The organism is Bacillus sp. FSL P4-0290 (genome assembly GCF_037975435.1).
GTDB lineage: Bacteria > Bacillota > Bacilli > Bacillales > Bacillaceae > Bacillus > Bacillus subtilis.
On the sequence record NZ_CP150253.1, the window covers coordinates 3,016,886 to 3,028,018 of the forward strand.

The window sequence follows — 11,133 nt, forward strand, 5'->3', positions numbered from 1 at the left end:
CAACGCGAATTGGAAAAAATTAATAGGAGTTATCCCTAGATTCATCACTGCAATATCGTGTATAATGAGGGCGAATTATTATAACAATTACAGATGTCTGCCTTTGTTGCTATTTCGTACGCAGTTGATAGTCGTGAGTTGTGGTTAGTCAAGTCCATCCGATCTTATGATAGGGAGTGGTTTTTTGAAACCTTCAACAAACCGTATGCTAACTCGAATCAAATCAGTTTACATGTTTATCCAAGAAAAAGGTCTTGTGACAACACAGGAACTGGTTGACGAATTCGGCATTACACCTAGAACGATTCAAAGAGACTTAAATGTGTTGGCATATAATGATCTTGTTCATAGTCCAAGCCGTGGCAAGTGGGAGACAACGAGAAAGAAAGTAAAGATTACCTCATAAATTGAAAAATTACATAGGGCCGCCTGAGAGCGGCCCGATAGATAATAGGGCGAAGAAACTGCTGAGCCTTGTTTTTGTGTGCTTATAAATAAAACCCCGCATTCGGTATGCGGGGTTTTTGTCATGCTTGCGGCTCATTGAGCAAATGAAGCTCTTCCTCTGTCAGCTCACGGTATTCTCCGGGTGCCAGAGCGGGATCTAGGGAAACGCGTCCCATCGAAAGCCGCTTCAGATAAACCACTTCATTGCCGACTGCCTTTGCCATTTGCTTGACCTGATGGTATTTTCCTTCTGTAATTGTCAGGTATATCACGGTATTGCCACTGTCGTTTGTTTTGATTTCCGCTTTTGCCGACTTTGTTTTATAGCCGCCCTCTATGTAGACACCCGTTTCCAAATCGGAGATGTCTTCCCGAGAAATCTGTGATTTTAAATGGACTTCATACGTTTTTGGAACATGCTTTTTAGGAGAAAGGAGCCGATGTGCGAGCTGCCCGTCATTTGTGAGCAGCAAAAAGCCCTCTGTATCTTTATCAAGCCTGCCGGCTGGAAATGGCTCAAATCTCATCTCCTCCGGCGTCAGCAGATCGACCACTGTTTGCTGCCGGCTGTCCTCAGTCGCCGACAGCACGCCCTGCGGTTTATTCATCATAAGATAAATGAACTCTCGATAATCAACCGGTTCCCCGTATACGGTCACCTCCTGTGTATCAGGATCAACGTGCGCCTTTACATCTTTGGCAGGTTTGCCGTCGATCATCACGGCTCCAGCCTTCACAACGGCTTTGACTTCTTTTCTGGAACCATACCCGCTGTTGGCAAGCAGCTTATCAAGTCTCATTCCCAATCTCTCCTTTATAAAAGAAAGCCCGCAGCATGCGAGCCCTCAGTTTCATCATATCTAGTTCATCAGCCTGCATGTCTGCCTTTCTTTAAGAAACCTGGCAAACGGCGGCCTAAAATTTTCTGTAAAAATCCTAATCGGTAGCCGCAATACAGGTAGACAGCTCCGCCAACAGCGGCCGCGATCACCACAACAATCGCAGCTTGCAGCTGGCCATCCTGATAGGAAATAAAGAAGCCTAATACCCACTGCACGATTTTCACGGCAATACCCATAATGGCTGATAAGACAAGCATCAAAACAGTTCGTTTAACTAGTATCTTATACGAATAGCCTGCATGGCGCTTAATCATGATAAACCCATATAAAAGGGAAGCGATATATCCAAGCGCCGTCGCTAAAATCGCTCCGTCAGCCTGCATCAGCTTGATCAGCGGAACATTCAGCACAAGCTTGATCACGACGCCGATCACAAGGCTGACAACCGCAAATTTTTGCTTATTGATGCCCTGCAGAATGGCTGCGTTGACTGTAAACAAAGAGAACAGAATTGCGACTGGCGAATACCATAGCAAAATGTTTGCCCCCAGTTCAGGGTGAAGGCTCTCTGACCCGTAAAAGAACGTATACGTCGGTCCTGACAATAGAGAGATCCCAACAACAGCCGGAATAATTAAAAACAGGATCGTCTGCATCGTTTGATTAATCTGCTGATTTAACAGCTTATAGTTTCCGCTTGTAAACGATTCAGTAATCGTTGGAATTAATGTCAGTCCGAAAGCAGTTGCTAGGGAAACCGGGATCATCACGAGCTTCTGAACATACAGGGTTAGAATCGCAAGCATGTCTTGGCTGATGGCTTGATGACCGGCTTCAATCATCGCTTTGTTAAACGTATTTGTATCAATATAGTTATACAAAGGGATGGCTAGTCCGACAAAAACGTACGGAGCAGCATAGCTGAACAGCTCGAAAAACATTTTTTTGTAGCTTAGGTTTGCTGTCGGACCCGTATTCGGCATCATCGCCAGCAGGCTGCCCTTCCGTTTGTTCCAATAAATATAAAGCACGACCAGCCCTCCGAAGGCACCGATCAGCGCTGCGAAGGTTGCATAGCCCACAGCGATGACAAGGCCGCCGTTGAAAACCTTCAAAATCAAGAATGTCGCACTCAATAGAAAGATGATGCGGACAATCTGTTCAACGACTTGGGAAACAGCTGTCGGACCCATCATTTGGTGCCCTTGAAAGAATCCGCGGACAAGGCTCATAATCGGTACGACCAAAAGCGCTAAGCTGACCATGCGGATGACATAAACGACATGATCAATTGTCAAGCCGTTATTATCCTTGCCTCCCAGCGATATTTCCGCAAACATCGGAGCCGATAGATACAGAATGAAAAAGGCTATCATTCCTGTGACGAGCATAACCGACATGCCCGCCTTGAGCATTTTCCTGCTTGTCTCATAATCCCCTTTTGAATTATATTTGGAAACAAATTTAGAAACAGCGGCCGGAAAGCCCATCGTAGCAATATTCAAAAATAAAGTGTATTGGTTGTATCCGTATTGAAATAATGCACCGCCTGTCGCCCCGACCATAATGCTGAAGGGAATTAAATAGACCATCCCCAGAATCCGCGATATATATGTACCGAGCGTTAATACAAACGTGCCTCTTAACAGTTTGCTTGACATGTTTCTTCATCACCATTTTCTACGAAGATTCAACTTTTCTATTTTACCACAACTGGGCATTTAGACGGTAATAAATACAAAAGCAATCCTGTGAACATTCATGTCCGCGGCAAAAGACGTTTAAGGAGCGGCTTTCTTTCGCTATAATAGTACTGCGGACGGGGTGTCCGCACACGAAATGAAAAGAAAGTTGATGATAAAGATGAAACAATATGACGTAATCGTAATCGGCGGAGGCCCTTCAGGCTTGATGGCTGCGATTGCAGCAGGAGAACAGGGCGCTGGCGTGTTGCTGATAGATAAAGGAAATAAATTAGGACGGAAACTCGCGATTTCCGGGGGCGGCCGCTGTAATGTGACGAACCGCCTTCCTGTGGAAGAAATTATCAAGCACATCCCCGGCAACGGGCGTTTTTTATACAGCGCGTTTTCTGAATTTAATAATGAAGACATTATCAAGTTTTTTGAAAACCTCGGCATTCAATTGAAGGAAGAGGATCACGGCCGGATGTTTCCTGTGACCGACAAAGCCCAAAGTGTCGTTGACGCGCTGTTAAACAGGCTGAAGCAGCTCCGCGTAACAATCAGAACGAACGAGAAAATTAAATCTGTTATATATGAAGATGGACAGGCAGCAGGGATTGTGACGAATAATGGCGAAATGATCCATAGCCAGGCAGTCATTATCGCTGTAGGCGGTAAAAGCGTGCCTCATACCGGAAGCACGGGAGACGGCTATGAATGGGCTGAAGCCGCGGGCCATACCATAACAGAGCTGTTTCCGACAGAGGTTCCAGTCACTTCTGGCGAACCGTTCATTAAGCAAAAAACACTTCAGGGCTTATCACTAAGAGATGTAGCCGTTAGTGTGTTAAATAAAAAAGGCAAACCGATTATCACACATAAAATGGACATGCTGTTTACCCATTTCGGCCTCTCAGGACCTGCCATTCTCAGATGCAGCCAATTTGTCGTAAAAGAGCTGAAAAAACAGCCTCAAGTGCCGATCAGAATCGACTTGTATCCGGATATCAATGAAGAAACGCTTTTCCAAAAGATGTATAAAGAACTGAAGGAAGCACCGAAAAAAACCATTAAAAACGTGCTGAAGCCTTGGATGCAGGAGCGCTATCTCCTATTCCTGCTCGAAAAAAACGGCATCTCTCCGAACGTATCGTTTTCTGAGCTGCCGAAGGATCCTTTCAGACAATTTGTAAGGGACTGCAAGCAGTTTACTGTCCTCGCAAATGGCACACTGTCGCTTGATAAGGCATTTGTCACGGGAGGCGGGGTATCTGTAAAAGAAATTGACCCGAAAAAGATGGCTTCTAAAAAAATGGAGGGGCTTTATTTTTGCGGTGAAATTCTGGATATCCACGGCTACACAGGCGGATACAATATTACCTCCGCCCTTGTCACAGGCAGGCTTGCAGGGCTAAATGCCGGGCAATACGCCCGTTCTTAATCATTACTCTTTAAATCTCTTGCCGCCAAACTCACATTTGAACATTCCCCGCATTCATGTTAGGGTGAGACTTGTTTTGTTTCACCTGATTGCGGGGTAATTTTAAGAGAGGAATGAGCTGCCATCGTACGACCATACTAAGCCTGCGAGCAAGATATAGGCGTACACAAAAAATTAGAGGGTGAGAAATGTTGAAACATATATCTAGTGTATTTTGGATTGTGATTGCAATCACAGCTGCAGCTGTATTATGGGGTGTTATTTCTCCTGACAGCCTGCAAAATGTGTCTCAATCGGCACAAGCATTTATTACCGATTCATTTGGTTGGTATTATCTTTTAGTTGTCTCTTTGTTTGTCGGGTTTTGTCTCTTTTTGATTTTCAGCCCGATCGGAAAAATCAAACTCGGAAAGCCTGATGAAAAACCGGAATTCGGGTTATTATCATGGTTTGCCATGCTGTTCAGCGCAGGCATGGGAATCGGCTTAGTATTCTACGGTGCGGCTGAACCGATCAGCCATTACGCAATTAGCTCTCCATCAGGTGAAACAGAAACCCCCCAAGCCTTCAGAGATGCACTCCGCTATACGTTTTTCCACTGGGGTTTGCACGCTTGGGCCATTTATGCCATTGTGGCATTATGCATTGCCTATTTCCAATTCCGCAAAGGCGCACCCGGGTTAATCAGCAGCACACTGTCACCGATTATCGGGGATAAAGTAAACGGACCGATCGGAAAGGCCATTGACTGTATTGCAGTTTTCGCCACTGTTGTCGGGGTGTCAACAAGTCTTGGTCTTGGCGCAACCCAAATTAACGGCGGTTTGAATTACCTGTTCGGCATTCCGAATGCATTTATCGTCCAATTGGTTTTAATCATTATTGTGACAGTGCTCTTTTTACTTTCTGCGTGGAGCGGACTCGGAAAAGGAATTAAGTATTTAAGCAACACAAACATGGTATTGGCCGGATTGTTAATGTTGTTTATGCTCGTTGTCGGGCCTACAGTGCTGATAATGAACTCATTTACAGATTCTATCGGACAATACATTCAAAATATCGTTCAAATGAGCTTCAGACTGACACCGAATGATCCTGAAAAACGCGAATGGATTAACAGCTGGACGATTTTCTATTGGGCATGGTGGATTTCCTGGTCTCCATTTGTCGGCATTTTCATCGCCCGTGTATCCAGAGGCCGGACGATCCGCGAATTTTTAATCGGCGTCTTGGTGACACCTTGTATTTTGACATTTCTATGGTTCTCCATTTTCGGCGTATCAGCCATGGATCTCCAGCAAAAAGGCGCGTTCAATGTAGCAAAGCTGTCCACTGAAACGATGCTGTTCGGAACACTTGATCACTATCCGCTGACAATGGTGACATCGATCCTTGCATTGATTCTGATCGCAGTATTCTTTATCACGTCTGCTGATTCAGCTACATTCGTGCTGGGCATGCAGACGTCGTACGGTTCTTTAAATCCGGCGAATTCTGTGAAACTCAGCTGGGGTATCATTCAGTCCGCCATGGCGGCTGTGCTCCTATATTCCGGAGGGCTTGCCGCTTTGCAGAACACAGCGATTCTGGTAGCGCTGCCGTTTTCTATCGTTATCCTGCTGATGATTGCCTCTCTCTATCAATCGCTCTCAAAAGAAAGAAGAGAGATCAAAAAAGCGGAGAAACTCGATAAACCGAGAAGTCCAAGAGTGAAAAAAGCATATTAACAAAAAAGATCTTTCCGCGCCTGCGGGAAGATCTTTTTATTTGCGATATAAAATAAGGGCGGAAAAACAGTAAAGCTGCTCGCCGTCTGGGTCGCACGCCGCCGAAACCGTATATTTGATATCAATCAGCTGCTCCTCCGATATCCCTTTTAAAAATGAATTGATTTCCGTCTGTAAGTCTTTTTCATGCTCTTCATCAAATACCGCTACCTTCAGCATTTTATCCGCTCTCCTTTCTCTATCAATCTATTCCGTTTGGAACAGCGTTATGATAGAGAAATGATGATTATCTCGTTTCCGGATAAAAAGCTTTCCGTATATGGGATTTCCTCTGTGGCTCGCCGCCGTGCTGCTCCACTTTCAGCAGCACGGCATAAACAATGCGCATATGACAGTAGCTGATAAGGCTGACGCTGAAAAAAGGGACAATGCCCGGCAGGTACGCAAGCAAGAAAAAGAGAGCAACAGTCAGCGCAAGCATAGCAAGCGTATATTGCAAATACGCCACACTGAGCAAGAGCGAAAATTTCACATACAGACGTTTTTTCCAGTCAAAATGGACAAGCAGCGGAAACACATAAAAAAGCATGGATACGAACAAAAAGCCAAATATCATAATGGCGAAGCGCAGGATGTGCAGAAGGAAATGACTTGGATAGATGAAGGCCAAATCAATATAAATGATCACTCCGATGAGCGCCAGTACAGCGCCGAGCAGATTTGAACGAAAAAATTCACCCTTATATTCCTGCCAAAACGTTTTGAGCACCGGAACGTTGTCCTGCCCCTGGATCCACTTCCGCATGACAGCGAATAAAGCCGCGGTCGCGGGCATGATGCCAAACACGCCGAGACCGAGTAACGTAAAAAACAGCCACAGCAAGTTTGTATACGCAAATCTCATAATCCATTCGCAAAAACGCAGCATCCGTCCCAGTGAGCCATCATGTTCCATGGCGCCCCTCCTTTTTTGCATTATACATTCTGCATCTGAAAAAGCTCTTTCATGCCGATCGGCTTCTTTTCGGCAACCGAGCGCCACATTCCCTCACCAACCGCGATGGAGTAGGCTCCAGCTTCAGCCCCGGCTAAAATATCATAGCGGCGCAGCGGGTCTTTTCCTAAAAAAAGATCCTCAAGCAAAAGCGGATCACCTCCGCCATGCCCCCCTTCATTTTTGACCACTTGTATCGTCTGCTTTGATTCAAAAAGCGGATAGTAATCGATTGTCTGCTCAGGAAAAGCAAACGGAATTCTGGAAGGTTCGTGAAATTCATTTGATTCAATACGCCCTTTTGTGCCGTTGATCGTCAGCCGGTAGCCTTCATACGGGGCCGAAAAAATAATCGAGTAGCTTAACAGTGCGCCGCCATCATATTTGACTGCCGCCACGTACGTATCCTCGATGTCAATTTCCTCGTCAAAAATACACGCGTCAGGCCTGTATGCAGTATATAAGCTGGACTGGTCTCCTGCTTCGAGATGATCATCCTTTATAGAAGCTTTAGAGGAACGGGGATGCCACCTTGAATAGTAGTGGCATTTTTCTTTGACCCGGCACGTCCCGCAAAAACGCCCGTCTTCTTCCGGCAAGGGGTTCCACTCACTGTCCGGCCCATAGTAATTCAAGGCGCCATAAGCAAATACCTCTTCCGGATTTTGGCCGAGCCACCAATTGACGAGATCAAAGTGATGTGTTGATTTATGGACAGAAAGGCCCCCGGAAAACTGTCTCGACCTGTTCCAGCGTTTAAAATAGCTGGCGCCATGATACGTATCAATATACCAATTTAAATCAACGGAGGTGACCCTGCCTATTTTTCCGTCCAGAATCATTTCTTTTATTTTCCGATGAAACGGGCTGTAGCGATAGTTAAACGCGACGGTGACTTTTCCTTCGCTTTTGGCCTCCGCTTCAAGCACCCGATTCGCATCCTGCACTGTTGTCACCATTGGTTTTTCAGTAATCACATCTGTATTCCACTGAAGACTTTTTACAATATATGTGACATGCGTATCGTCCCTGCCTGCCACAATGACGATATCAGGCTTTGACACGCGCATCATCTCATCAAAAGCATCTTCGCTAAACTCGGGCACGTGGGCCAGCTCGGGAAATTTCTTCTTGCAAACGGCAAAACGTTTCGGATCGGCATCCAGCAATCCCGTAATCTCATAATGAGTTGAAAACCGCTCCAACAGCGGTTTGATAAACATACTGAATGCTCTGCTGCTCAATCCGCAAAAGACGATGTTCTTCAATATCCTCACCTCTATCGGGCTTCAGTTAGTTGAGAAATCAGCTGCAGCGCTTCCTCTGTTTTTTCAGCATACACAGGGATAAACGCCGCCATATCGCGATTCAATTGAAAAGAATAGCCGTTCAGCTGTTTTTTCCCTTTTTCGATCTGAACGGCATAGATCGTTTTTTCTCCTGTTTTTTTATTAACAGTTGTATAAGGAGATGTTTTTTCAGGAGGCAATCCGTTTAACGGCTGAAAATTTTCCGGATCATCGTAAGCTTGAAACATGTCTTCAGGCACGATAAAAACATCCCCCTCATGGGCGGTAATTTCAGTCAGCAGTTTTTCCTGAAAAGCTGGAAAGATATCGACCTTCCCGGCATTCTGCTCGGCGGCCTTTTTTATTTTTTCCTGTACGCCAGCCTGCATATCAGAAAAGAGAATGACATGCATTCCGTCCGGCCTGCTTGAGCATGATGCCAAAAAGAGCACTGAGACGATCACACACAAAGCCGTACGTATCTTTTTTGTCATTTCCCCGCTGACCTAAAAAGAGTCTCCAGCTCTGTCATAGCTAAAATAAACGCGCCGGCTCCGTGCAGATCGTTTGTGCTTCTTTCGCGGCTGACATAATAGTCATAAAAACCGGCTGACGTTCCGACACATATGTCTTTGACGAGAAACGCTCCGTCTTCTGATGTTTCGGTTTTATGCTGAATCAAGCCTTGATACGCTTTTAGTAGTGTTGTTTCGTAAGCTCTGTCTAAATAGCCTTTATTGATTCCCTTCGCAAATGCGTACATGTACAGGCAGGACCCTGAGCTTTCCAGCCAGTTATCAGACCTGTCTCCCTTATCAACGATCTGATACCATAGCCCCGTCTCTTTGTCTTGATAACGGCAGATGCTTTCCATCATGTCCTGCAGCGTGTTTTTCCACACATGACGGTTTGGATGCTTCTTCGGCAGCTCTTCAATCATGTCAGCAAGAGACATGACATACCAGCCGATGGAACGTGCCCAAAATTCCGGTGAACAGCCTGTCTCTTCATTGGCCCAAGGCATTTTTTTCGCTTCATCCCAGGCGTGATAAAAAAGTCCGGTTTTTGCATCCTTCGTATGCTTTCTCATCAATGACTCCTGCAGCACGACCTGATCAAACAGCTCCGGCTCCTGCTTCAGATTGGCATATTTCAGTGCGAACGGCCCCCCCATGTATAAGCCATCAAGCCACATTTGGTAAGGATAACCGTCTTTGTGCCAAAAACCGCCCTCAGACGTCCGGTTCAGTGTTCCATATAAGCCGCGCAGCCTTTTTGCCGCTTTGACATACCGTTCATCCTTCGTCTGCTCGTATAATGGAAAAAGAATGAGACCCGCTTGAATGGCATCCAGTTCATCTCTTTTAAATAATAGATTGCCATAATCATCGATTAAGAGATCTGCATAAGCCTTCGCATACTCAAAATACCGCTTTTCCCCGGTTGCTTCCCGCAGCCGCAATACACCGCATAAGAAAACACCCTGATGGTAGTGCCAGCGGTTTGCAGGAGGCAGCTCCTCGACTGTGTACGTATTCATAATGGTTTTTGCCAATGCCTCCGCGTACGTAAGAGGCGATTTTACAGCGATTGATTGATCCATTGATCCCATCCCTTTCTTAATAAATTCCTTCCTCGCCAAATTTCTTCGCTAAACGATTCGCTAGCATGACCAAAATCAGCCCGACCGCCGCTTTAAATACGCCGACTGCTGTACTGTAGCTGAATTGGCCCTGTTTCAGCCCTGCAGTATAAACATACGTATCAAAAATTTCCGCCACTTCCCTGTTAGTCGCATTTAACAGCAAATACACATGCTCGAAGCCAAGCTCCAGCGTGTCTCCGATTTTCAAAATCAGCAAAACGACGATAACGCTTTTAATGGCGGGCAGCGTAATATGCCACATTTGCCGCAGCCGTCCCGCTCCGTCCATTTTCGCCGCTTCATACAGCTGGGGGTCAACCGCTGTAATGGCCGCCAGATAAATGATCGTCGACCAGCCTGCTTCCCTCCAGATAACCTGCAGAATATACAGGGGCCGGAACCATTCTTCGTTCAGCAGAAAATTGATTTTTTCACCGCCAAAAAACACAATCAGTTCATTAATCAAGCCTCCGTCTACCGTTAAAAGCACAAACGAAAGCGATACAACAATGACCCAAGACATAAAATGCGGGATATAAATCAGCGTCTGAACAAATTTTTTAAAGAGAGCAATCCGCACTTCGTTCAATAAAAGCGCCAGCAGTATCGGCACCGGGAAAAATATGGCCAGGTTCAAAGCAAATAACACGAGCGTGTTTTTTAACAAGAGAAAAAATGTAGGCTCAGTAAACAGCCTGATAAAATGCTTCAGCCCCACCCACTCACTGCCCAAAATGCCGAGGAACGGCTGATAATCCTGAAACGCAATCACAATTCCCCACATCGGGACATACTTAAAAAGCAAAAAATAAATACACCCCGGCAAAATCATCAAGTACAAATATTTTTGCTGAATCAGCTTACTTAGTAAGCGCTTTCTTTTTTCTTTTTTAAAAATGACTGTATCAACAGCCGGCGCTTGCGCTTCTGCTGTTTTCATTTTTTCCCAGCCTCCTTTCACGGGTTCTTGCATTCACTGTAGCGCAGAGGTAAAAGTCCGTCTACAATCATATGATCACATCCTGTTTTATCCCTTTATAATCAAGGGTTCAGGAGGTCCACC

Annotated in this window: 11 protein-coding genes; 3 read left to right on the forward strand and 8 right to left on the reverse strand. The window is 45.5% G+C overall.

What is annotated here, in order from left to right; translation table 11 throughout:
• Positions 1–184 precede the first annotated feature (184 nt).
• Positions 185–406: a DeoR family transcriptional regulator gene (locus tag MKY10_RS15850; protein ID WP_003152337.1), complete on the forward strand. Its 222-nt coding sequence runs from the start codon at positions 185–187 to the stop codon at positions 404–406.
• 121 nt (positions 407–527) lie between these two features.
• Here the strand turns inward: MKY10_RS15850 and MKY10_RS15855 are convergent, their stop codons facing one another.
• Positions 528–1,247 (reverse strand): pseudouridine synthase, encoded by a 720-nt coding sequence (locus MKY10_RS15855; protein ID WP_048655246.1) that lies wholly within the window; start codon positions 1,245–1,247, stop codon positions 528–530.
• Between the two features lie 68 nt (positions 1,248–1,315).
• Entirely contained in the window at positions 1,316–2,950 is a 1,635-nt protein-coding gene (gene murJ, locus MKY10_RS15860; RefSeq protein ID WP_015251430.1) for a lipid II flippase MurJ, read from the reverse strand.
• 202 nt (positions 2,951–3,152) lie between these two features.
• Here murJ and MKY10_RS15865 point away from each other — a divergent pair, with 202 nt between their 5' ends.
• Positions 3,153–4,415: an NAD(P)/FAD-dependent oxidoreductase gene (locus MKY10_RS15865; RefSeq protein ID WP_072173641.1), complete on the forward strand. Its 1,263-nt coding sequence runs from the start codon at positions 3,153–3,155 to the stop codon at positions 4,413–4,415.
• Between the two features lie 188 nt (positions 4,416–4,603).
• Positions 4,604–6,142 (forward strand): glycine betaine transporter OpuD, encoded by a 1,539-nt coding sequence (gene opuD, locus MKY10_RS15870; protein WP_048655245.1) that lies wholly within the window; start codon positions 4,604–4,606, stop codon positions 6,140–6,142.
• Between the two features lie 36 nt (positions 6,143–6,178).
• On the opposite strand, the gene MKY10_RS15875 is transcribed toward opuD, so the two are convergent.
• From MKY10_RS15875 to rmgP, 6 genes are all read right to left on the reverse strand, one after another.
• A complete protein-coding gene (locus MKY10_RS15875; RefSeq protein ID WP_003223398.1) occupies positions 6,179–6,361 on the reverse strand; it encodes a sporulation protein Cse60 in 183 nt (60 codons plus the stop codon).
• Positions 6,362–6,428: 67 nt separating this feature from the next.
• Positions 6,429–7,097: a YesL family protein gene (locus MKY10_RS15880; RefSeq protein WP_015251427.1), complete on the reverse strand. Its 669-nt coding sequence runs from the start codon at positions 7,095–7,097 to the stop codon at positions 6,429–6,431.
• A 20-nt stretch (positions 7,098–7,117) separates the two neighbouring features.
• Positions 7,118–8,404 carry a Gfo/Idh/MocA family oxidoreductase gene (locus MKY10_RS15885; protein WP_015251426.1) on the reverse strand — a complete coding sequence of 429 codons (1,287 nt, stop codon included), beginning with the start codon at positions 8,402–8,404 and terminating at the stop codon, positions 7,118–7,120.
• An 11-nt stretch (positions 8,405–8,415) separates the two neighbouring features.
• Positions 8,416–8,919, reverse strand: coding sequence for a rhamnogalaturonan transport/degradation protein RmgS (rmgS, locus tag MKY10_RS15890; protein ID WP_080019509.1), 504 nt, complete (start codon positions 8,917–8,919; stop codon positions 8,416–8,418).
• Entirely contained in the window at positions 8,916–10,037 is a 1,122-nt protein-coding gene (gene rmgQ / locus MKY10_RS15895; RefSeq protein WP_154300195.1) for an unsaturated rhamnogalacturonyl hydrolase, read from the reverse strand. The genes rmgS and rmgQ overlap by 4 nt, the downstream gene beginning before the upstream one ends.
• Before the next feature lie 7 nt (positions 10,038–10,044).
• Positions 10,045–11,010, reverse strand: coding sequence for a polygalacturonan/rhamnogalacturonan ABC transporter permease (rmgP, locus tag MKY10_RS15900; RefSeq protein ID WP_015251423.1), 966 nt, complete (start codon positions 11,008–11,010; stop codon positions 10,045–10,047).
• Between the last annotated feature and the right edge of the window lie 123 nt (positions 11,011–11,133).

Coding starts and splice junctions, on each gene's coding strand:
- MKY10_RS15855 (WP_048655246.1), bottom strand. CDS start 1,247: ATGAGACTTGATAAGCTGCTTGCCAACAGCGGGTATGGTTCCAGAAAA.
- murJ (WP_015251430.1), bottom strand. CDS start 2,950: ATGTCAAGCAAACTGTTAAGAGGCACGTTTGTATTAACGCTCGGTACA.
- MKY10_RS15865 (WP_072173641.1), top strand. CDS start 3,153: ATGAAACAATATGACGTAATCGTAATCGGCGGAGGCCCTTCAGGCTTG.
- opuD (WP_048655245.1), top strand. CDS start 4,604: ATGTTGAAACATATATCTAGTGTATTTTGGATTGTGATTGCAATCACA.
- MKY10_RS15875 (WP_003223398.1), bottom strand. CDS start 6,361: ATGCTGAAGGTAGCGGTATTTGATGAAGAGCATGAAAAAGACTTACAG.
- MKY10_RS15880 (WP_015251427.1), bottom strand. CDS start 7,097: ATGGAACATGATGGCTCACTGGGACGGATGCTGCGTTTTTGCGAATGG.
- rmgS (WP_080019509.1), bottom strand. CDS start 8,919: ATGACAAAAAAGATACGTACGGCTTTGTGTGTGATCGTCTCAGTGCTC.
- rmgQ (WP_154300195.1), bottom strand. CDS start 10,037: ATGGGATCAATGGATCAATCAATCGCTGTAAAATCGCCTCTTACGTAC.
- rmgP (WP_015251423.1), bottom strand. CDS start 11,010: ATGAAAACAGCAGAAGCGCAAGCGCCGGCTGTTGATACAGTCATTTTT.